Origin of the sequence: Ewingella sp. AOP9-I1-14 (genome assembly GCF_052375995.1) — a bacterium.
Taxonomy (GTDB): domain Bacteria; phylum Pseudomonadota; class Gammaproteobacteria; order Enterobacterales; family Enterobacteriaceae; genus Ewingella; species Ewingella allii.
Genome location: NZ_JBQSVA010000007.1, coordinates 41,761 through 61,456, shown reverse-complemented (window position 1 = coordinate 61,456; position 19,696 = coordinate 41,761). Strand labels below are relative to the sequence as shown.

21 protein-coding genes are annotated in these 19,696 nt (G+C 57.3%); 9 read left to right on the top strand and 12 right to left on the bottom strand.

Annotated elements, in window-relative coordinates:
* The first annotated feature begins 70 nt into the window (after positions 1-70).
* Positions 71-958, top strand: coding sequence for an SDR family oxidoreductase (locus tag ACT3RT_RS17830; protein ID WP_496203462.1), 888 nt, complete (start codon positions 71-73; stop codon positions 956-958).
* Here ACT3RT_RS17830 and ACT3RT_RS17825 read toward each other — a convergent pair.
* Positions 951-2,192, bottom strand: a complete 1,242-nt coding sequence (locus ACT3RT_RS17825) for a TCR/Tet family MFS transporter (protein WP_496203461.1) — start codon at positions 2,190-2,192, stop codon at positions 951-953. The two genes, ACT3RT_RS17830 and ACT3RT_RS17825, sit on opposite strands and share 8 nt — an antisense overlap.
* Before the next feature lie 218 nt (positions 2,193-2,410).
* On the bottom strand, positions 2,411-3,064 hold the full coding sequence (locus ACT3RT_RS17820; RefSeq protein ID WP_496200686.1) for a hypothetical protein: 654 nt from the start codon (positions 3,062-3,064) through the stop codon (positions 2,411-2,413).
* A 152-nt stretch (positions 3,065-3,216) separates the two neighbouring features.
* Here ACT3RT_RS17820 and ACT3RT_RS17815 point away from each other — a divergent pair, with 152 nt between their 5' ends.
* The 4 genes from ACT3RT_RS17815 to ACT3RT_RS17800 all read left to right on the top strand — a co-directional run bounded on the left by ACT3RT_RS17815 (position 3,217) and on the right by ACT3RT_RS17800 (position 6,047).
* Positions 3,217-3,684 carry an Rrf2 family transcriptional regulator gene (locus ACT3RT_RS17815; protein ID WP_496200687.1) on the top strand — a complete coding sequence of 156 codons (468 nt, stop codon included), beginning with the start codon at positions 3,217-3,219 and terminating at the stop codon, positions 3,682-3,684.
* Positions 3,681-4,376: a class I SAM-dependent methyltransferase gene (locus ACT3RT_RS17810; protein ID WP_496203460.1), complete on the top strand. Its 696-nt coding sequence runs from the start codon at positions 3,681-3,683 to the stop codon at positions 4,374-4,376. Before ACT3RT_RS17815 ends, ACT3RT_RS17810 begins: the two co-directional genes overlap by 4 nt.
* A gap of 67 nt (positions 4,377-4,443) precedes the next feature.
* The gene (locus ACT3RT_RS17805) at positions 4,444-5,082 is read left to right on the top strand and encodes a TetR family transcriptional regulator (protein WP_353504188.1); all 639 of its coding nucleotides are present in this window, start codon (positions 4,444-4,446) and stop codon (positions 5,080-5,082) included.
* An 80-nt stretch (positions 5,083-5,162) separates the two neighbouring features.
* On the top strand, positions 5,163-6,047 hold the full coding sequence (locus ACT3RT_RS17800) for a helix-turn-helix domain-containing protein (protein ID WP_353504187.1): 885 nt from the start codon (positions 5,163-5,165) through the stop codon (positions 6,045-6,047).
* Between the two features lie 33 nt (positions 6,048-6,080).
* Here the strand turns inward: ACT3RT_RS17800 and ACT3RT_RS17795 are convergent, their stop codons facing one another.
* The gene (locus tag ACT3RT_RS17795) at positions 6,081-6,992 is read right to left on the bottom strand and encodes a cupin domain-containing protein (RefSeq protein ID WP_496203459.1); all 912 of its coding nucleotides are present in this window, start codon (positions 6,990-6,992) and stop codon (positions 6,081-6,083) included.
* Positions 6,993-7,119: 127 nt separating this feature from the next.
* On the opposite strand from ACT3RT_RS17795, the gene ACT3RT_RS17790 reads away from it, so the two are divergent.
* Together ACT3RT_RS17790 and ACT3RT_RS17785 are read left to right on the top strand one after the other, a co-directional pair.
* Positions 7,120-7,959, top strand: a complete 840-nt coding sequence (locus ACT3RT_RS17790) for a class I SAM-dependent methyltransferase (RefSeq protein WP_353504185.1) — start codon at positions 7,120-7,122, stop codon at positions 7,957-7,959.
* A 156-nt stretch (positions 7,960-8,115) separates the two neighbouring features.
* Positions 8,116-9,087, top strand: a complete 972-nt coding sequence (locus ACT3RT_RS17785; protein ID WP_496203458.1) for an oxidoreductase — start codon at positions 8,116-8,118, stop codon at positions 9,085-9,087.
* 75 nt (positions 9,088-9,162) lie between these two features.
* On the opposite strand, the gene ACT3RT_RS17780 is transcribed toward ACT3RT_RS17785, so the two are convergent.
* The 8 genes from ACT3RT_RS17780 to ACT3RT_RS17745 form a co-directional block, all read right to left on the bottom strand.
* Entirely contained in the window at positions 9,163-9,468 is a 306-nt protein-coding gene (locus ACT3RT_RS17780) for a YdgH/BhsA/McbA family protein (protein WP_353504183.1), read from the bottom strand.
* A 248-nt stretch (positions 9,469-9,716) separates the two neighbouring features.
* Positions 9,717-11,069 (bottom strand): LLM class flavin-dependent oxidoreductase, encoded by a 1,353-nt coding sequence (locus ACT3RT_RS17775; protein WP_485903353.1) that lies wholly within the window; start codon positions 11,067-11,069, stop codon positions 9,717-9,719.
* A 36-nt stretch (positions 11,070-11,105) separates the two neighbouring features.
* On the bottom strand, positions 11,106-12,713 hold the full coding sequence (locus ACT3RT_RS17770) for a dipeptide ABC transporter ATP-binding protein (protein ID WP_496203457.1): 1,608 nt from the start codon (positions 12,711-12,713) through the stop codon (positions 11,106-11,108).
* Positions 12,710-13,549: an ABC transporter permease gene (locus ACT3RT_RS17765; RefSeq protein WP_496200694.1), complete on the bottom strand. Its 840-nt coding sequence runs from the start codon at positions 13,547-13,549 to the stop codon at positions 12,710-12,712. Before ACT3RT_RS17765 ends, ACT3RT_RS17770 begins: the two co-directional genes overlap by 4 nt.
* Positions 13,546-14,553: an ABC transporter permease gene (locus ACT3RT_RS17760; RefSeq protein ID WP_496200695.1), complete on the bottom strand. Its 1,008-nt coding sequence runs from the start codon at positions 14,551-14,553 to the stop codon at positions 13,546-13,548. The genes ACT3RT_RS17765 and ACT3RT_RS17760 overlap by 4 nt, the downstream gene beginning before the upstream one ends.
* Before the next feature lie 42 nt (positions 14,554-14,595).
* Positions 14,596-16,176, bottom strand: a complete 1,581-nt coding sequence (locus tag ACT3RT_RS17755; RefSeq protein WP_496203557.1) for an ABC transporter substrate-binding protein — start codon at positions 16,174-16,176, stop codon at positions 14,596-14,598.
* Between the two features lie 79 nt (positions 16,177-16,255).
* Positions 16,256-16,819 (bottom strand): GNAT family N-acetyltransferase, encoded by a 564-nt coding sequence (locus tag ACT3RT_RS17750; protein ID WP_496203456.1) that lies wholly within the window; start codon positions 16,817-16,819, stop codon positions 16,256-16,258.
* A gap of 11 nt (positions 16,820-16,830) precedes the next feature.
* Positions 16,831-17,829 carry an LLM class flavin-dependent oxidoreductase gene (locus tag ACT3RT_RS17745; protein ID WP_353504177.1) on the bottom strand — a complete coding sequence of 333 codons (999 nt, stop codon included), beginning with the start codon at positions 17,827-17,829 and terminating at the stop codon, positions 16,831-16,833.
* Positions 17,830-18,024: 195 nt separating this feature from the next.
* Here ACT3RT_RS17745 and ACT3RT_RS17740 point away from each other — a divergent pair, with 195 nt between their 5' ends.
* Together ACT3RT_RS17740 and ACT3RT_RS17735 are read left to right on the top strand one after the other, a co-directional pair.
* Positions 18,025-18,312 (top strand): HigA family addiction module antitoxin, encoded by a 288-nt coding sequence (locus ACT3RT_RS17740; protein WP_496203455.1) that lies wholly within the window; start codon positions 18,025-18,027, stop codon positions 18,310-18,312.
* 55 nt (positions 18,313-18,367) lie between these two features.
* On the top strand, positions 18,368-18,781 hold the full coding sequence (locus tag ACT3RT_RS17735; protein ID WP_496203454.1) for a hypothetical protein: 414 nt from the start codon (positions 18,368-18,370) through the stop codon (positions 18,779-18,781).
* A gap of 72 nt (positions 18,782-18,853) precedes the next feature.
* Here the strand turns inward: ACT3RT_RS17735 and ACT3RT_RS17730 are convergent, their stop codons facing one another.
* Positions 18,854-19,684, bottom strand: a complete 831-nt coding sequence (locus ACT3RT_RS17730) for a phosphoenolpyruvate hydrolase family protein (protein WP_353504174.1) — start codon at positions 19,682-19,684, stop codon at positions 18,854-18,856.
* Positions 19,685-19,696: the final 12 nt, after the last annotated feature.

Below are 19,696 nucleotides of genomic sequence, written 5' to 3'. Positions count from 1 at the left end.
TCAGCGAGCAGAATCTAGAGTAAAGGCCACGGGACGCTGAAGTCCTGACCCAACCAGAGGCGAATTCACCATGCGTATTTTTCTCACCGGCGCGACCGGATTTATTGGCACCGCTGTCACCCGCGAACTTATCGCCGCGGGCCACCAGGTACTTGGATTAACCCGCAGCGAGCAGGGCGCGCACCACTTGGCGGCCTCGGGGGCGGAAGCACATTATGGCGACGTTAACGATCTAGACAGTTTGCGTCGCGGCATTAGTCAGGCCGATGGCGTGATCCACACCGCGTTCAATCACGATTTCTCGACGTTTTTAGCCAACTGTGAAAGTGACCGTCAGGTGATAGAAGCCATGGGCCGAGAATTGGCGGGGTCATCTCGCCCGCTGATTATCACCTCGGGTGTCGCGCTGGGCGCACTTCAACCCAATACGCTGGCTAGCGAGGACAACTTCAATCCTGATCACGCCAACCCGCGTAAAGCCTCAGAGCTGGGTGGCATCAAGGCCGCCGAGCAGGGCGCCAGCGTCTCGGTGGTGCGACTGTCGCAGGTTCATGACCCTATCAAGCAGGGTTTAATCACCCCGCTGGTTGAACTGGCTTTGCAGAAGGGCGTTTCGGCCTATGTCGAAGAAGGGCAAAACTGCTGGTCCGCTGTGCATATCAGCGATGCGGCGCGGCTCTATGTGTTGGCGCTGGAGAAAAACGCCACCAATAGCCGTTATAACGCCGTGGCCGAGCCTGCTATCCCAATGAAAACCCTCGCCGAGACACTGGGCCGGGTGCTGAATTTGCCGGTGAAACGCCTGGCTACGCACGAGGCGGCCGAGCATTTCGGCTGGATGAATATCTTTGTCACCCACGATATGTCTGCCTCCAGCGACCTCACCCAGCAGCGTTTAGGCTGGAAACCAACGGGCCCGTCATTGATAGCCGACCTTGAGCAAATGCCTTTCAAGTAACCTTGTCAGCGGCTTCCGGCGTGGGGGCGGCTCGTCGGGTGGCGAGGAAAATCAGCGGAACTGCAATCAGGTAAATCGCCACCACCGACAGCCAGACCGCGCCGGGCCAGTGGTGCTGCACGGCAAAATAGAAGGTAGAGAAAAAGAGTGGCGCGACAATAGATGCCAAACTCACCGCCGACATCAATACCCCCTGAAATTGCCCCTGCAGGTCGGCCTCCACCTGCCGTGTCGCCAGTGCCTGAAGGGCCGGGGTGCCCATACTGCCCAACGCGAACAGCGGCATAATGGCGAACACCATCCAGCCTTGTTGAGCCAAGGCCAGCCCGACCAATGCAAGACAGGCGCAGCCAATTCCCAGCAATGTCGCGCCGCGCTCGCCAAAAAACCTGGCGGTGGGGCCGGGCAGAAAAGTCTGTACCAGCGTTTGGCACAGGCCAAAGGCTCCCAGAGATAAGCCAATCCACAAGCCGTTCCAGTGAAAAGCGTCGTGTCCCCACAGCGCCCAACAGATGCCGTAAGCCTCGCCGGTGGCACTCAAAATAAAGAAAGTCATCACAATCGGCATCAGGCCCTTCATCGACCAAACCCAGCGCAGCGGGCGTAATGGATTAAGCAGCGCGAGATTGATTTTCCCCGCACTGGCTTTGCGCGACTCCGGCAAAACCCACAGCGCCAGTAGGAAGTTGGCAGCGTTAAGCGCGGCGGCGGCCATAAACGGCAGCTGCACGCGGATATCGCCCAAAACCCCGCCGATAACCGGGCCGATAATAAAACCCAGCCCAAACATGGCATTGAACAGACCAAAGCGTCGGGCGCGGGTTTCCGGCGGCGAGATATCCGTGATGTAGGCCATGGCCACTGAGACATTGGCGCTGGTCATCCCGGCAATGGCTCGGCCAATCAGCAGCCAAACAAGGGAGGAAGAGAATGCCAGCAGCAGATAATTCAGCGCGGCACCGGCGAGGGAGAGCAACAGCACCGGCCTGCGCCCAAGGCGATCGCTCAGCGCACCCAGCACCGGCGCAAAAACAAACTGCATCACGGCATAAAGCGCGGTCAGAATGCCAATATAGAAGGCAACATTATCGCTATGGGTAACCTGTTTGAGTAAGGAGGGCAGAATAGGAAAAATCAGGCCGATGCCCACGGCATCAAGTGCAATAGCAGTGTAAATAACAATAAGTGATTTATTCATAACGCGTTCCTGTCGACATTCAGATTCAGCCTTCATAAAGCTGAGTCCATTGACCTGCCTGACCGGGAGTCAGACCTTAGAACGCTGGCCGAGGAGTGCGTTGGATCACTCTCGACGTATGTGTCGGCACCGAAGCGCCGATTTTTCGCGAGGAGGGAGTTATAGCATGGCTCGGCGCGGGTTGCATCACCTCTGTACCTGTACGCGCTCTATTGCAGCCATGAATATTTAACAGCCATGGCCACAACGCCAAGTTAAGATTTTTGACACCCGCTCACCTGCGGGTAATTGCGGCACACCAGCATCAATTCGCCTTTTGGCTCGAAGCCTTTATCCAGCATACATTGCTGGATGCCCGCGGCTTTGCGCAGCGTTGGCACATTGGGGACTGAGCCTAAAGGGTGCGGATATCCGCATTGATACATCACCGACTCGGCCAGCTTGTCATTCTCATTCTGCTCGTCGAAGTGCTTCGACGCCCCGGCCTTGCGCCAGGTGATAAAGGAAGACTTTACTTCGGCGTAATCAGGCCTCATTGGGTGGAAGCCTCTGTCAGCCACAAAAGGCAGAGCGTCGAGCTGGCTCTGGCTGAGAGGCTTTCCCTGCTCCTGCTCACGGCAGGCTTGGGTATCGTGGTAAACGCGGACACTACAAATTTTGAATCCGTCTTTGCGGGTAAACCCTTGATTTTCCATGCACTGATAATAAAGCACTGACTCATTGTCGGTCTTGGGAATGTCGGAACCAGGCAGCTTAACGCCACATTGCCCCATCGCAACGCGCACGCCGTCAATATCCGTATTTGGGCGCTGCCACTGGGTCAGGTCGGGTGCTGGAGGGCATCCCGTTAACAATAGAACGGACACGGCCAGCAGAGGTAAGGTCAACAGAGTCGATTTGCGGAACATTGAAATCCCTTATTTATTATTGTGTAAGGCTGCGCCCATACTGCCCGTATTCCCGTTCTGCAACAATCTTGTTCTCCGAAGAAGTTTCTATGAAATAAAAATTTAACCTCGCCCGGATTGACTGCCACTTCAAACGTAATATTATAAGTTACATGAAAAGAGACAGTAAATTATCCGGCATCTTGCACGTCTTGCTGCACATGGCCGAACAGAATACGCCCGTCACCTCTGAGTTGCTGGCACAAATGATGGGCACCCATCCGGTGGTGATCCGCCGCACCATGGCGGGGCTGCGCGAACGCGGCTATGTCAGCTCGGTGAAAGGGCACGGCGGCGGCTGGACTTTAACCTGCGACCTCAACCAGATCACCTTGGCGGAAATCTGGCGCGCGGTGGGTGAGCCCGCGCTTATCGCCTTAACCCATCGCCACGAATCCCCCGGCTGTCTGGTCGAGCAGGTGGTCAATCAGGCATTAGATACCGCCAGCCGCGAGGCCGAAGCCTTATTAATAGCCCGGCTGGGTGAAGTCACGCTGGCCGAGCTTTCCAAAGATTTTCATCAGCACTTCGCCGCGCATCGGTCAGCCACGCACGCCTGCCAACCCAAGGATCCCGCATGAACAACACCAATGACATCTTCAACGGCGAATTCTCACGCCAGTACGACGCCTATAATGAAAGCCTGAATGAGATTGCCAATAACCTGCATATGTTGATTGCCGTGTTGCTGCGCGACCTGCCGAAAAAGGCGCGAATTCTCTGCGTGGGAGTAGGGACGGGGTCTGAAATCACCCGGCTCGCCAAGCAGCATGCGGGTTGGCACTTCACCGGCGTCGATCCTTCCCCAGATATGCTGGCAGTCTGCCAAGAGAAGTTGCAGCGCGAAGAGCTGAGTGAAAGATGCACTCTGATCGAAGGTTATCTGGGCGACGTGCCGGTGAGCGGCGACTATGACGTTGCGCTGTGTCTGCTGGTCGCCCACTTTATTCAGGACGCCGATCGTTTGGGTATTTACCAGCAGATAAATGACCAACTGGCGGCGGGCGGGCGAATGATCTGCGCCGAAATCGCCGGAGATATGGCATCTGAAGGCTTTGACGCCCAGCTCATTAGCTGGGCAGCCATGCACTCTGTAGCCAGCAAAACCGAGCGCGACCCGCTGGAAATCAGAAACCAGCTTAGCCAACGACTGTTGTTACTGGCCCCGGAGCAAACCGAGCGCCTTATTAGCCAATCAGGCTTTGAACTGCCGCAGCGCTTCTTCCAATCCTTGCTGATCCACGGCTGGATGGCAAAGAAACCTCAGAGATAGCATTTATCGTCAAAGACAGAATGTGAACGAACATTCTCAAAACTTGAACAGGCGTCCAGCTTTTGGCATGATGCTTGCCCCACCGAGTTTTAAAACGGGTAATTTCTTGGTTTATCTCTGTAAACAGGACAGGCAGGCCGCCATTTTGCAGGCCGCCGCACGCGTGGCGTTGGATGAAGGATTAGCCGCCACCACGGTGAGACGCGTAGCGTGTGAAGCGAGCACCGCCTCAGGTCAGGTGCATCACCACTTCTCCAGCGCGGCATCCCTGCGGGCAGAAGCCTATGCGCTGGTGATGCGTGAACTGCAATGGGATCTGGAAGCCACCAGCTGTCACCTGCCTGCGCTGGAACGGCTACAGCTCTATCTCATTGATGCGAAACATGAAAGATACCTACAGGCCATCCGCCTGTGGCGCGAAGCCATGCTGTTGAGCGAACAAGATGAACTGATGAAAGCCGCCTTCGCCGGTTCACTCTACGACTGGCATCGGCTAGTCACTAATGTCATCCATTCCGGGCTACAAAACGGTCAATTCACGGCGACGGATGACGCGCAGGACATTGCCTGGCGGCTAATTGGCTTAGCCAGCAGCTTCGACGGTATGTCGCGCCTCGAGTCGCTGGGTTTAACGCGGGAAAAAGTGGCTTACAACTTAAACCGCGCGATTGAAAAAGAGTTGTTTTTACCTTCTAGCACCCATTGATTGATGACGATTATAGAGTCGATTTCCGGCGCGAAAAGCCTGGGATCCACGTTAAACATCAGGACAGTTCGGAGCGCAATTTGTACAACATCGAAAAACCTGATTTCCACGACCAGCTGATCAAAGAGCTGCTGTACTGGATTGAAGTGAATCTGAATGACCGTCTGACCATGGAGAGAGCCTCGAAGAAAACGGGCTACTCGCCGTGGTATCTGCAACGCCTGTTTAAAAGCAAAACGGGCTATGCCTTGGGGAAATACATCCGCGATCGCCGTTTGACCATGGCGGCCATTGCTCTGCGTCTGACCAATATGCCGATTCTGGATATCTCGCTCTACTACTCTTATGACTCGCAGCAGACCTTCACTCGCTCTTTTAAGAAGAACTTTGCCGAGACGCCCGCCGTGTTTCGCCGCAACGCCGAGTGGAATATGGGCGGCATTACCGCGCCGCTGCTGATCGACGAATTTCCTGCGCCGAGCTATGAAATTATCGAGCTGCCGGAGATGTCATTTGTCGGCAAAACCCAGCGCCACAGCTATCCGATTGAAGCGTTATTCAATCCAAAAAACCATGTGCACCGCGACGCCATGCATCACTACCTGAAAGATCCGACCTGCCTCGACCGTGCGGCTTGGGGTTTGGCGGATTGCCGGGCCAGTGACGAAGTGGAATCGGTGATGGGCATGGACATGCTCTACACCGTGGCGCGCCAACTCGGCGAAGAGAGTCGAGAGGGGGATTGCGACGAGCTAGTGGAACAGATAGTGATCCCGGCGGGTCGCTATTTGAAATTCGACTACACCCACGAGTTGGATCGCCTTAACGATTTCATTCTATATATGTATTCGGTGTTTTTACCGACGCAAGATTTGCAGTTCCGCCTCGGGCATGATTTGGAAAAGTACACCCGCACCGCCAGCGAAAATGGCATTACCTGCGAATATTACATTCCTATTGCCTAGGTTATTCCGTCGAAACGCTCTCAGCAGGGGCCATCACTGGCCCCGCTGACGCTCGCGGTATTCGCGCGGCGAACAGAGCATCACTCGCTTAAACGCATTACTAAAAGCACTGTCCGACTCATATCCCAGCGACTGCGCCACGACAGAAACTGTCACATCGCTGGCGGCCAGGCGCCGACTCGCCAACTGCATCCGCCAGCGCAGTAAATATTCTAAAGGCCCAAAGCCGACTTTCTGTTTGAAATTCAAGGCGAAGGTTGAACGGGAAACCCCGGCCACCTCGGCCAATTGCTGCACGCTCCAGCGTTTTTCCGGTTCAGCATGCATAGCCTCCAGCGCGGCGTTGACTCTTGAATCGGAAAGGGCAAACAGCCAGCCCGTCGGGCTGTCCTGCTCCCTTCCCAGATACTGGCGCAGCACCTGAATCAACATGATATTGCCCAACTGCTGGGCCATCATCGCACCACCGGGGGACGGGCTGGATACCTCTTGCGCCAACAGTTCAAGGGCCCAGCGCAACACCGGCGCCGAATCCGTGCTGGCATTGACTACCGCCACCGAAGGCAGGCTGTCGAGCAATAAACGGGCTTCCTGACCGTAATTAAAACGCCCGCCAATCATAAAAAAGTCCTGCTCAGCGCCGTAGTGCAACATGCCTTTGACCGACTGGCGAAACAGCGCCACGGCATCTGCGGTTTTCATCCCTAAGGCGCTGGTCAGCGTGAAGGCTCTCGGGCGGGTCAGAATGAAGCAATCCCCCGGCTGTAGCTGAATAGGGGCGGATTCTCCTTCCACTGTTAGCCAACAACTGCCTTCGACCACGGCATTGAATTTGATGTTTTCGGGAGGCGGGAAATGCATCCCCCAATCACCGCCGGTGCGCAGCCCGACCACATAAGCTTTGTCGGCACTGAGTTGGGAAAGTACGTCTGAAAGTGGGTCCATGGGTCGACTCCGCGAAGTGCCGTAATGGCGTCATAATGCACGGAAGATATCAGCTATACTCGCCGCACGGATAACCTTTTCATGGCTTATTCCTCCATCCTTTGTTCCCACCACACAGGCGCACTGCATGATAGAGAAGATCTTAAGCACCATGCTGTTAGACTCTACTAACCCTAAAATTCAAACGATTCAGACTGGTCATCGCCTGAATCTGGCGGAGTTCTGGGCCATCAAACCGAATGAGCGAATCCTTGAGATTGGCTGCGGGCAGGGCGACACCACCGCCGTGCTAGCGGAGTTGGTGGGCGAAGACGGGCAGGTAGTGGCGCTGGATATCGCCAGCGGCGACTACGGCAGCCCTTACACCCTCGCACAGTCTCTCGACAAGCTCACTTCCTCGCCGGTGGGCAGCCGAATCAGCGTGCATCTCGAGACGGACTTCCTCTCAGACGCCGTTGAATTTCCACCTAAGTACTTTGATAAAGTCATTGTGGCGCACTCCTCTTGGTATTTCGAAAACCTCGACGTGCTGGCGCGCATCATTGAAAAAGCCCGCCGCGTCGCCAAGCGGTTCTGCTACGCCGAGTGGGATACGCGCGTCACCGACGTCAACCAGATGGCTCACCTTTACGCAGTGCACATTCAGAACCAGTACAACCTGTTTGCCCACCACGACGACTGTAATATTCGCACGCTGATCACCCGCGACGACCTTGCCGCGATGATGGCCGCACGGGGCATTAAGCAGCAGTCGGAGCAAGTCTTTGAGCAGCACCAACTGCAAGACGGTCAGTGGGAAGTGAGCCACGTGCTGCGCCACCTCCAGCAGGTGATCGCCAACAGCGCAGAGCTGAACGCCAAGACCAAAGCCTTCTTCCAAAGCCAAATCGCCGAGTTGAAGCACTACGCCGACCGCGGCGTCGCGCCGTTAAATGCGCATGCGTCGGTGTGGGATTTGGGTGAATAAATAAAATAGCTCGCCACATTTCAATAATCAGACGATCTCGACAGTATTCGGGACGTTAATGCATTCCTAGTCTGAGCAATATCCAGCATGATGGGTTGTCGGCTAACCGATGACCCCGGGGTTGTCTTGCGATTCAACCACATTGGAACTGACTCTATGACCACTCAACAACAACCACTGCATTCTGGATTCGACAAAAACTCTACCGCCAGCGAGGTGCTGGGCCAACGCAGCCTCACTGGCATAAATGCGATTGTGACTGGCGGCTATTCTGGTATTGGGCTGGAAACGGTGCGCGTTCTGGCCGAGGCCGGGGCGCAGGTCCGCGTTCCCACCCGTGATGTGGAAAAGGCTAAAGAGGCGCTAAAAGGCATTCCCAATGTTGAAACGGACTTCTTAGACCTGATGGACCCCGCGTCTATTGACGCTTTCGCCGAGCGTTTCCTCGCAACGGGCCGCCCACTGCATATTCTGATTAACAGCGCGGGGGTGATGGCACCGCCGCTGCATCGTGACGCACGGGGCAACGAGTGGCAGTTTTCCACCAACCATCTCGGCCACTATCAACTCACCGCGCGCCTGCTGCCCGCGTTGAAAAATTCCAACGGCGCGCGCGTGGTCTGCGTCTCTTCACGCGGCCATCGCTTTGCTGGGGTGGATTTCGCCGATCCTAACTTCAATCAGCGCCCGTATGACAAATGGCTGGCCTACGGCCAGTCGAAAACCGCCAACGTACTCTTTGCCTTACAGCTGGATAAGCTCGGCGAGGCGCATAATATCCGCGCATTTTCCCTGCACCCGGGCGCGATTTTTACCGCGTTAACCCGCCATATGGAAAAGAGCGATTATCAACGCGTCGGCGCACTCAATGAGAATGGTGAGGTAAAAACCACTGAAGAGGCGGGATTCAAAACCGTTGAGCAGGGCGCTGCAACCTCGGTGTGGTGCGCCACCCATCCAAGTTTGGCGGGCAAAGGCGGTGTTTACTGTGACGATGCAGACATTGCTCCACTGGCCGCCGAGGACGGCGCAGAAATCGGCGTAAGCTCATGGGCCATCGACCCCGAGGCGGCCAAACGGCTGTGGCAGCTGAGTGAGAAACTCACCGGCGTGCGCTACGTCTGGTAAATCCGGGCAAAAAAAATGCCGCACGCCATTTCTGGAATGCGGCATTTTTAATTCCGTCATCACTGTTCTGCAACATTAGCCATAGGCCGCTTTATGATTGATGTGATAGAAGGTCGCGGTGGCGGCCATGACGTGTTGATCTTCCTTACCCGGTTTGTGCGATTCCACATTAGTAATGTGATAACCGACAGCACCCGCGTCTAACGCCTTTTTAACAAATGCACTATTCAGCTCTTCCATGGACGTTGCCCAAGAAACCGTTGCTACGCCGACGGCCTGCAAGGACGCGACTTCACGATGCGATAATCCTGTGCGAACTAAAACAGGCGTAACCGTCTTGGGGTTAAATATGGATATAATATCATTCACTAAATCTTTCATGGACTTACCCCTCATCAGGTTAGGTTCTACATCGGTTAGTCAGAGCATGTCGTCAATAAACAGAGGTTGATGGCCACTCTGATTTATTCACCGGCACCGTTCCAATAGACACCCATTTTTGTTTAGATCTTTAGCTTTAATTGCTAATTAGTTGTTAAGAAAACTCCCGCCACAATTCACGTCATCTTCAACGAAGATATTTTCAGTTGGTTACAGGTCAGGGGTGGTTGAAATGTGCCAACTGGCGGCTATTTCACCGTCGCCAGTTGGCGAACTTCAGCCTCCGGCTTTGCGGCAAATTGGTTTTCCGGCTCACGCAGGCCCAAATTCTCGCGCAGCGTCTCTCCTTCATACTCCGTGCGGTATAAGCCTCGCTGCTGCAAGAGTGGGATCACCTGCTCGACAAAATCGTCGAAAGCCGTTGGCGTGCCGCCGCGAACGATAAACCCGTCCGTCGCGCCGCTGGTAAACCAGTGTTGCAGACCATCGGCCACGTCGCTGGCGCTGCCAATAAAGGTCGGACGAGGGGTGGCGGCTTCCAAAGCCACCTGACGCAGCGTCAATCCGCGCGCTTTGGCGTCACGCTTGATAGAGTCCGTGGTGCTGCGGAAGCTGTTTTGGCCTAATTCACCGATGTCAGGGAAAGGCTCGTCCAGCGGATGCTGGCTAAAGTCATAATGCTCGAAGTAGCGCCCTAGGTACTCCAGCGCTTTATCGGCGGTGACTAGCTGGGCCGTTTGCTGATATTTCTGCTCGGCGTCGGTGACGCTGTCACCAATAATCACGCTAATGCCTTGGAAGATACGGATATCATCGGCGTCACGGCCGTTTTCAACCAGCTGGCGTTTGACGTCCTGATAGAATTCGCGGGCCAGCTCCGGCGTGGCCTGACGAGTATAAATCGCGTCGGCGGCCTCGGCGGCAAAGGCTTTGCCCTGCTCGGAAGCTCCGGCCTGAAACACCACTGGCTGGCCCTGCGGCGAGCGACCGACGTTAAGCGGCCCCTGTACCGAGAAATACTTCCCATGATGGTTCAGGGTATGCAGCTTATCCTGGGCGAAGAATTGTCCTTTGGCCTTGTCGCGCACGAAAGCATCGCCTTCCCAAGAATCCCACAAGCCTTTGACCACGCTGACATATTCACTGGCGATGCGATAACGCTCGTCGTGCTCAGGGTGCTTATCCCGCGAGAAGTTCTTGGCCGAGCCTTCCAGTGGCGAAGTCACCACATTCCAGCCCGCGCGGCCGCCGCTGAGGTGATCCAGACTAGCGAACTGCCGCGCCACGGTAAAAGGCTCGCTGTAAGAAGTAGAAAGCGTCGCCACCAGACCAATCTTATGCGTCACCAGCGCCAGCGCGGACAGCAGGGTGATAGGCTCAAAACGGTTGAGGAAGTGCGGGATCGACTTCTCATTGATATACAGCCCATCGGCGACAAACAGAAAATCAAATTTCCCCTGTTCGGCCTTTTGCGCCAGCTGCTGGCAGAACTGGATATTGATGCTGGCGTCAGCCACCGCGTCCGGGTGGCGCCACGCGGACATATTCCCTGACGCGCCCTGAATGATCGCCCCCAAACGTAACTGTCTCTTGTTGCTCATGACGCTTTCCTCAATATTGGGTTGATGTTGTTCGAGCTAGGCCGCCTGACCGGGCAGCGCGGCCAGCAGTTGTTGAGTCCAGCGGTGCTGCGGATGGTTAAACACCCGATTGACATCGCCGCTTTCGACCACCGCGCCGTCTTTCATTACCAGCACGCGGTCGGCGAGATGGTGAATGACGCCAAGGTCGTGTGAAATAAACAGCAGCGCGGTGTGATGCTCCGCCTGCATATCGGCCAGCAGATCCAGCACCTGCGCCTGCACGGAAACGTCGAGCGCGCTGACCGGCTCGTCGGCCACCAGCAAGGCAGGGTTTGGCGCGAAGGCGCGAGCAATGGCCACGCGCTGACGCTGCCCGCCGGAGAGTTCACGCGGGTAACGCTGGAGAAAATGCTCGCCGAGGCGCACTTCATCCAAAAGCTGTAACACGCGCTGGCGGCGGGCCGCGCCGAAAATGCCCGCTGCGTCGAGGCTCTCGCCAATGATTTTCTCCACGGTATAGCGCGGGTCGAAGGAGCTGAGCGGGTCCTGCGCAATCAGCTGAATTCGGCTGCGGCGCAGGCGTCGTTCAGCCTCCGCCACGCGGCTCCACGGCTGCGCTTCAATCTGGATCAGGCCGCTGTCCGGTTCGGTCAGCCCCAGCACCATGCGCGCGACGGTGGTTTTACCCGAGCCAGACTCGCCAACGATGCCCAGCGTTTCTCCTGCCGAAAGCTGGAAACTGACATCGCGCACCACCTGATGCTCGCCGTAATATTTATTCAAGTGCTGGGCCAGCAGCAGCGGCTCACCGGCGGCAATTTGGCGCTGGGGAAGGGGCACCGGCGTGGGGGATGAGAGGCGAAAACCTTTAGTTTCGGGCGTCGGCGCGGCGCGCAACAGCTGGCGAGTCCACTCGTGGACCGGAGCATTAAGCACTTGCCAGGTCGCGCCTTGCTCGACCACTTCACCATCCTTCATCACTATCACTACGTCAGCCAGTTGGCCGACAACGGACAGGTCGTGGCTAATCAACAGCAGCGCCTGCCCGTCGTCGCGGCGGCGCTGAAGGAGGTCGAGGATCTGCTTTTGCACTGTCATATCCAGCGCGGTGGTGGGTTCGTCGGCAATCAGCAGCTCGGGTTTACCGGCCAATGCCGTGGCGATCAGCGCGCGCTGGCGTAATCCGCCTGAGAGCTGATGCGGGTAGAGGCTCAGGCGGCGCTGCGCCTCCGGCATGCCCACCGACGCCAGCAGTTGCAGACTCTGCTTGCGCAGGTCGATTTTGCCCTCGCTCGGATGCGCCAACAGGGCGTCGCCCAGTTGCTGGCTAATACGCCGTAAAGGGTCGAGAGAAACCAGCGCGTCTTGCAGCACATAGCCAATCTGCCTGCCGCGCACGCCGCGCCACTCGCGCTGGCTGGCACGCAGCATGTCGCGGCCATTAATCATAAAACGGTCCGCCGTCAGCTCGGCTTTTTCATCCTGTAGGCCAATCAGCGAGCGGGCGGTAACGGTTTTCCCCGAGCCGGATTCCCCCACCAGCGCCAAAGACTGCCCGCGCTGCAATTGCAGGTTTAACCCGCGCACCACCACTTTGCGGCCCTGCGGCGAGGGGAAGCTGACGGTCAAATTGCGAATATCAATAAAGAGTTCCTGACTCATGCCTGTCTCCCTTCGAAACGCGCCTGCCAGTGGCGGCCGACGGTGTTGACTGCCACCACGGTGAGGGTGATCGCCACGCCGGGCCAGACGCCAATCCACCAGGCATTGCGCAGGTAATTTCGCCCTTCGGCCAGCATCAATCCCCACTCGGCCGTTGGCGGCTGCGGCCCCATGCCGAGGAAACTTAGCCCGGCCGTGCCGATGATCGCCGTGCCTAAACCCAAGGTTGCCAGCACCGGCACGTGGGCGATGGCGTGGGGCAACACGTGCCGCCAGACCAGCGTGCGGCGAGTCAGGCCGAAGGTGCGCGCCTGCTCGACATAGCCCGAGGACATCACCACGAAGGTTTGCGCTCGCACCACGCGGGCAAAGCGCGGGATCGAAGCGACGCCGAGGGCAAAGATCAGATTGGTGGTGCCCGGGCCGGTGAAGGCAATCAGCATCAGCGCCAGCAGCAGGTCGGGGAAGGCGGAGATCACGTCCACCGCGCGGCTGATAAACTCATCCAGCGCGCCGCGCGCCAGCCCGGACAACAGCCCGAGCAGGCTGCCGACGGTGACCGCGACGGCCATCGCCGCGATACTGATTAGCATCGAATAGCGGCTGCCGTAGATAATGCGCGTCAACACGTCGCGCCCCAGTTGATCGGTGCCAAGCCAGTGGGCGGACGAAGGAGGCAGCTGGGCGTTGATCGGGTCAGCGCTCAGCGGATCGTATGGGCTAATAAGGGAAGGAAAAAGCACCGCCAGCAGTATTAAAATCAGGAACAGAGCTGCCACTGCTAATCCTGTTGAAGGCCAACTGCGGCGGCGCTGTAAGCTTAGGGAGAGGCTCATGACGCGCCTCCCTGTGAAGAGGGCTGGTCGCGCAGGCGCGGGTCAATCAGCAGGTAGAGAATATCCACCAGCGTGCTCATCACCACGTAAACCAGCGCCGAGAAAATAGCCACGGCGAGCACTACCGGCAGATCTTTGCCGAGCACGGCGTCCACCGTTACTTTGCCCAGCCCCGGGCGGCCAAACACCTGTTCGGTGATCACCGCGCCGCTGAGCAGCCCGCCAATCAGCCAGCCGGTGAGAGTGACGGCGGGCAGCGCGGCGTGACGCAACGCGTGGCGCAGGCGAATGGTCAAATTACCCAGCCCCCACGCCCGCAGCGTCAAGGCGAAAGGCTCGTTTAACGCGTCCTCCAGACCCCGGCGCAGCACCTGCGCGACCACCGCACCCTGCGCCAAGCCCAGCGACAGCGCCGGTAACACCAGTGCCGAGAAGTTGCGATCTCCGGCGACCGGGAACCAGCGCAGGGTGAAGCTGAAGATAAACAGCAGCACGATCCCCAGCCAGAAAGAGGGTGTCGAGGCCAGCAGCAGCTCGAAGAACCCGGCAATCCGGCGGCCAAGGCGGCGGTTAGCGGTGAGCACCGCCATCGCCACGGCGAAGGTCAGGCTGACCAGCAGCGCCGCGCCGGTCAGTTTCAACGTCGGCCAAAGCTGTGAAAGTACCAGTGAACTGACATCAATATTGAGCAGGTAAGAGCGGCCGAAATCGCCGTGCAGCACCCGCCACAGATAGTGGAGATATTGCAGCCACAGCGGCTGATCCAGCCCCCATTCGGCGCGAATCGCCGCCTCAATCGCTGGGGTACGTACCTGCTCGCCAATCAGCAGGCTGACAATATCCCCCGGCGCGAGATAGACGCTGATAAAGGACAAACTCACCGCCGCCCACAGCACCAGAACGCCGCTGCCAATGCGGCGTAGAATTCGCCACAACAGCGGCGCGCGCCATCTCGGCGGGCTGCGCCACCGGCGAGGCGTATCGAGTGAAGTTTCAACAGTCATCGGGCGGCTCCTTGGTTCACTTACAGTTCAGTTCGGCGCGATTTAATGGTCGCTCAGCCAGACGTCATAGGCGTTTTCAGGCATCTGCTTGAAAGGTCTAAAGCTGACACCGTGGACGTAAGACGCGGCAGCAATCTGGTCTTCCGGCTCATAGAGCGGGATGGCGAAGGCCTGCTGCACGATGGCAAACTCCTGCAACTGGGCATAAAAGCCTTTGCGCTTGTCGTTATCGAGGGTTTGCGCCGCGCCGTGCAGCCAAGGGGCGATTTCTGGCGCATCGGTACGGCTATAGTTGATGGCACCGCCGCCTTTCACTGGCAGGTAGTGGTTTTCAATATCAATGCCGTCGGTGTCGGTGTTCGAGTTAGCAATCGAGCCAAACAGCCCGGTATTGCGCACATCGGTGTAGGTGCCGGAGTCGACATAACGAATCTTCAGTTCGATACCCAAACGCTGACGAGCCTGCGCCTGAAGGGCTTGCAGCAGCACATCGCGCTGGTCGCGCACCGTGGCCTGCGCCTGAATGATCTCAATGCTCAGGCGTTTGCCGTCTTTGGTGCGAAAGCCCTCGCCGTCGCGGGTTTTCCAGCCCGCCTCATCCAGCAGTGAGTTGGCGAGCTGCGGGTTATTGCCATATTTGCCGTCGAGGCTGTTGTCATACAGCGGGTCCACTGGCGAAGTGATGCCCCACACCCGCGTGCGCTCACCGCGATAAATAGATTGCAAAATCGGCCCGACATCCAGCCCCTGCAACAGCGCCTGGCGCACCTTCACTTCCTGGGTTGGGCCATAAGTCACATTGAGGAACAAGGAGTAAGGCGTGCCGGTGTTCAGCGCGTGTTGGTAGGTGAAGTCTGGATTATCTTTGAACTCCCCCGCGTCATTGCCGGAAATCCCCTCAATCACATCCACCTGACCAGAAAGCAGCGCGCCGGTGCGCACCGAGGATTCAGGCAGGAAGCGATAAGTCACGCTGTCGAGATAGGCCGGGCCTTGGTGCGCGGCATTGGCCGACGCCCAGTTGTAGGCCGGGTTTTTCACATACTCGACCTGCTGGCCTTTCTCATAACGTTTGAGGATAAACGGCCCGGTGCCCGCTAAGTCCGGCCCACCGGCTTTAAGCTGCGGAGAGGACCACGAGGCCGGAGAGAGCAATTTCAGCCCGGCGGCGAAAGAGAGGAAGGGCGCGTACACCTGCTTAAGAGTGATCACCACCGTACTTTCATCCGGCATGGTGACGCTCTCGATACGGCTGGCAATGGCGCACAGGCTAGAACCGGCGCAGTACGCCGGGTCCTGCGCATGGCGGAAGTTCTCCGCCACGGCGTTGGCATCAAACTTTTTGCCGTCGGAGAAAGTGACGTCAGGGCGCAGAGTGAAAGTGTAGGTTTTGCCGTCGTCAGACAGGCTGTAGCCCTTGGCCAACCATGGAATATAGGAGCCGTCTGGCTTGCGAGCCAGCAGGGATTCATAGGCCACGCGCAGGATCAGTTCGGCTTTCGACTGGCCGTTAAGCTGCGGGTTGAAAGTATTGGGTTCGGTTTCTACGCCCCAGGTCAGAGAGCCGCCACTGCGCGGTTTTTCATCGGCGGCAAAGGCAGAATAACTGACAGACAGCGCCATTAACGAAAGGGCGGTTAGCCCGATAGTGGGTTTAATCAGGTTCATTGTTTTCCCAGAGATCAATAAGTTAAAACGGCATTTAGACGAAAAGCTTGGCCTCGGGCACGGTGCGCACGAACTCTTTTTGCGCCTGCGCCTCATAGAGCGAGGTGTTGAGGATTTTGCGTAAGTACACCAGTTCCACCCCTAGCGGATTCACCGCCGTGTGGAAAGGCTCATAGCCGCGACGCTGATAGAGCGCCGTCAGCCAAGGGTGGCGAATGGCGGTCGCTAGGTAGACGGCGGGCACTTTGAGGGTGTCGCGCAGAAAAGTATTTTCGACATGCGTCATGATCTGGCCGCCATAGCCGTGGCCTTTAGCATTCTCATCCACCGCGAACCAGTGGACGAAAGGCCAGGGCGCGTACTCTTTTTTGCTGGTCGGCGTCCAAGGAAAGCGAGTGGTGAGGGTCGCCGTGATGCCTTGCTCGGTTTCCAGCACATAGGTGGTTTCATTGCGGATCACCTCACGCACGTCCTCAACGCTGGCGCGGGTAATGGTGAAGTGAATGTTCAATTGCAGCAGCGGCGAGTAAGCGCGTTGCAGCAGGCCATGCAGCTCGGCGGCCTCATCTTCGCGGGCCAGACGGATACGTTGACTCATGTGTTACCCCCCTAAGCCAGCGCCCGGCTCTCTGCGGCGAGCAGTTCGAGCGAGGCCAAACGCGCCTGTGGCTGAGCCAGCGGCGTGTCGATCACAAACTCTTCCACGCCATAGCGCGCCTGCAGCTCTTCGAGCTGATGGTGCACCTGCTCGGCGGTGCCGGTCAGAATCGACGAAACGCGCTCTTCAATCTTGTGCGAGGCGGCGGTGGACTGGCGAATGTAAGCCTCGGCCTGTGCCACGCTGCCCACGGTGACGCTCTGACCGTCGCTGCCAATCACCCGGAAAGCCTGCTTGTCTGCGGCCAGCTCTTCGGCTTTCGCTGCCGTCTCCGCCACAATCACCGACACGGCCAGCAGCGCGCGACGCCCCTGACTGTCATGGGTGTAAGCTGAGAGGGCGCGGCCGATTTCGGTCTGGTCGCCATTTAAATGCGCGGCAAACACAAAGTTCCAGTTCAGGCTGGCCGCCAGACGGGCGCTCTGCTCACTGGCACCGAGCAGGAAGCGTCCGGCAGTCTGCGGCGGCAGCGGCGTGGCGAGCAGGGTATCGCCCTGAGTGTCATTCGGCTTGGCATTTAGCCAGTCGTCGAGCAGGCGCAGCTGATCGGCAAAATCCCCTTTCAGGGCCGGATCCACGGCATATTGCAGCGCGCGAGTAGAGAGCGGCAATCCGCCCGGTGCTTTACCCACGCCTAAATCTACCCGGCCCGGCGCGAGGGAAGAGAGGACGTTGAAGTTTTCCGCCACTTTGTAAGGACTGTAGTGCTGCAACATCACGCCGCCCGAGCCGACGCGAATGCGCTGGGTGTGGGCGAGGATCCAGGCAATCACCACTTCCGGCGAGGAAATAGCCAGCTTGTCAGTGTTGTGATGCTCTGCCAGCCAGAAGCGGTGATAGCCCCAGCGCTCGGCCTTCTGCGCCAATTCCAGCGTACGTTTCAGCGCACCGCTGGCACTCTCACCTTCATCGATTGGACTTTTTTCCAGCAGACTTAATCGGTAACCCATCTCGTTATTGTCCTTATGTTCCCTGACTACGGTATGGGTTCGATTATTAAAGGCAGGTTAGAAAGTTGTAAAACAACAATAGTTGCTATGAAGTTGCGCGAAATGAGATAGGGATGGCGAGGAAATAGAAGTAATTGCCCAATAACTTGGTTTAAGATGCCACTTTCTGTTGTGCCAAGATAAGGATTATCATTAATGGCCACCATGCATAACCCACCGCATCCGGGGCTTCTTGTGAAAGAAACCATGGAAGAGTTAAACCTGAGTACCCGTGCCTTGGCGAAAGAGTCGGGGGGTGCGCCCTCGACGGTTCAGAGGACCTTTGCCGGGAAGTCCGATATTTCGCCTGAAATGGCCATTCGTCTCTCGGTAGTGATCGGCAGCTCTGAATATGTCTGGCTCGGCATGCAGAATGATTATGATTTGTGGCAGGCGAGGCAGGTGGTGGACGTTTCCCAACTGCACCGATTGCAAACGGCATAGCGATATAAATTGAAAGACAGAAGGGCTGCAAACCCGTCCCATAATTAGGTCCACCATGACACAACAAACCCCCAACCAAGATTTTGACCAGCGCTTCAATGCCTTGGTGGATAGCCTGACGCTCGCGCCCAATACGCCGGACAATCAGGTTATTGACCGCATTGCCCTGCATTTTCGCAAGCTGCTGAATTTTTTGAGCCAAGACGCGGTGCTTGCCCAGCAGTCCTTTGGCGATAGCCATAAAACCGCGCTGGTTGAGGCCATTAGCAGCCTGTTGGCCGGGTGCCAGCAGAGCGGGCTGTTTCGTCAAGACCTGTCGACACGGTGGATAGCGCGCTGCTTTGTTGGCATGCTGGATCAAATGAAAGAAGAGCCGGGCGACGCGGCGGCTCGCCACCAACAGAGCATCGGCTGCGCCAAAATCCTGTGTGAAGGGGTTTGGCCGGGCGCGGCAGACGCCAGACCTTAATCAGCGTAAAAAAATGACATAAAAAAAGCCCGGTGATTGTTGCAATCACCGGGCTTTTTAGTCACTAAAACCCTAGCGAGTCAATGATTTGAACTGACGCGTCGTTTCGGTGAGTGCCACCTCGGTCGGAAGGCGCTCCATTGAGCTGGCACCGTAGAAACCGTCAACCTGCGGGCAGTTCTGCATGATGTATTCTGCATCCTGTGGCGAAGAAATCGGTCCGCCGTGACACAGCACAATCACGTCTTCGCGCACGCCTTTCGCCGCTTTGGCCCAGTCATTAATCAGCGGCACGCAGTCTTCGAGTTTCAACGCGGTGCCCGCGCCGATATTGCCACCGGTGGTTAACCCCATGTGCGGCACGATGATATCAGCACCGGCTTCGGTCATGGCGATGGCGTCCGCCGCGCTAAATACGTAAGGCGTGGTCAGCATGTCTTTTTGGTGGGCGAGGCGGATCATGTCCACTTCCAGTCCGTATCCCATGCCGGTCTCTTCCAGATTCGCGCGGAAGTTGCCGTCAATCAGGCCGACGGTGGGGAAATTTTGCACACCGGCAAAGCCAAGGGCTTTCAAATCATCGAGGAATTTGTCGAACTGGCAGAAGGGGTCTGTGCCGTTGACACCGGCCAGAACTGGCGTGTGTTTGACCACCGGGATCACTTCCTTCGCCATATCCACCACAATCTCGTTGGCGTTGCCATAGGCCAGTAAGCCTGCCAAAGAGCCGCGCCCGGCCATGCGATAACGCCCAGAGTTGTAGATCACAATCAGGTCAATGCCACCCGCTTCTTCGCATTTTGCCGAAAGGCCGGTTCCCGCCCCGCCGCCAATGATAGGTTCGCGACGCGCGATCATTTCGCGGAATTTTGCCAGCAGCGCCTGTCGTTCAAATTTAGCCATGATGGTTTTCCC

Excerpts from the sequence above, each read along its gene's own strand:
- ACT3RT_RS17785 (WP_496203458.1), top strand. The coding sequence starts at position 8,116 with ATGACCACTCAACAACAACCACTGCATTCTGGATTCGACAAAAACTCT.
- ACT3RT_RS17770 (WP_496203457.1), bottom strand. The coding sequence starts at position 12,713 with ATGAGTCAGGAACTCTTTATTGATATTCGCAATTTGACCGTCAGCTTC.
- ACT3RT_RS17820 (WP_496200686.1), bottom strand. The coding sequence starts at position 3,064 with ATGTTCCGCAAATCGACTCTGTTGACCTTACCTCTGCTGGCCGTGTCC.
- ACT3RT_RS17765 (WP_496200694.1), bottom strand. The coding sequence starts at position 13,549 with ATGAGCCTCTCCCTAAGCTTACAGCGCCGCCGCAGTTGGCCTTCAACA.
- ACT3RT_RS17745 (WP_353504177.1), bottom strand. The coding sequence starts at position 17,829 with ATGGGTTACCGATTAAGTCTGCTGGAAAAAAGTCCAATCGATGAAGGT.
- ACT3RT_RS17795 (WP_496203459.1), bottom strand. The coding sequence starts at position 6,992 with ATGGACCCACTTTCAGACGTACTTTCCCAACTCAGTGCCGACAAAGCT.
- ACT3RT_RS17780 (WP_353504183.1), bottom strand. The coding sequence starts at position 9,468 with ATGAAAGATTTAGTGAATGATATTATATCCATATTTAACCCCAAGACG.
- ACT3RT_RS17810 (WP_496203460.1), top strand. The coding sequence starts at position 3,681 with ATGAACAACACCAATGACATCTTCAACGGCGAATTCTCACGCCAGTAC.
- ACT3RT_RS17755 (WP_496203557.1), bottom strand. The coding sequence starts at position 16,176 with ATGGCGCTGTCTGTCAGTTATTCTGCCTTTGCCGCCGATGAAAAACCG.
- ACT3RT_RS17730 (WP_353504174.1), bottom strand. The coding sequence starts at position 19,684 with ATGGCTAAATTTGAACGACAGGCGCTGCTGGCAAAATTCCGCGAAATG.
- ACT3RT_RS17825 (WP_496203461.1), bottom strand. The coding sequence starts at position 2,192 with ATGAAGGCTGAATCTGAATGTCGACAGGAACGCGTTATGAATAAATCA.
- ACT3RT_RS17815 (WP_496200687.1), top strand. The coding sequence starts at position 3,217 with ATGAAAAGAGACAGTAAATTATCCGGCATCTTGCACGTCTTGCTGCAC.
- ACT3RT_RS17775 (WP_485903353.1), bottom strand. The coding sequence starts at position 11,069 with ATGAGCAACAAGAGACAGTTACGTTTGGGGGCGATCATTCAGGGCGCG.
- ACT3RT_RS17805 (WP_353504188.1), top strand. The coding sequence starts at position 4,444 with ATGATGCTTGCCCCACCGAGTTTTAAAACGGGTAATTTCTTGGTTTAT.
- ACT3RT_RS17750 (WP_496203456.1), bottom strand. The coding sequence starts at position 16,819 with ATGAGTCAACGTATCCGTCTGGCCCGCGAAGATGAGGCCGCCGAGCTG.
- ACT3RT_RS17830 (WP_496203462.1), top strand. The coding sequence starts at position 71 with ATGCGTATTTTTCTCACCGGCGCGACCGGATTTATTGGCACCGCTGTC.
- ACT3RT_RS17740 (WP_496203455.1), top strand. The coding sequence starts at position 18,025 with ATGGCCACCATGCATAACCCACCGCATCCGGGGCTTCTTGTGAAAGAA.
- ACT3RT_RS17735 (WP_496203454.1), top strand. The coding sequence starts at position 18,368 with ATGACACAACAAACCCCCAACCAAGATTTTGACCAGCGCTTCAATGCC.
- ACT3RT_RS17760 (WP_496200695.1), bottom strand. The coding sequence starts at position 14,553 with ATGACTGTTGAAACTTCACTCGATACGCCTCGCCGGTGGCGCAGCCCG.
- ACT3RT_RS17790 (WP_353504185.1), top strand. The coding sequence starts at position 7,120 with ATGATAGAGAAGATCTTAAGCACCATGCTGTTAGACTCTACTAACCCT.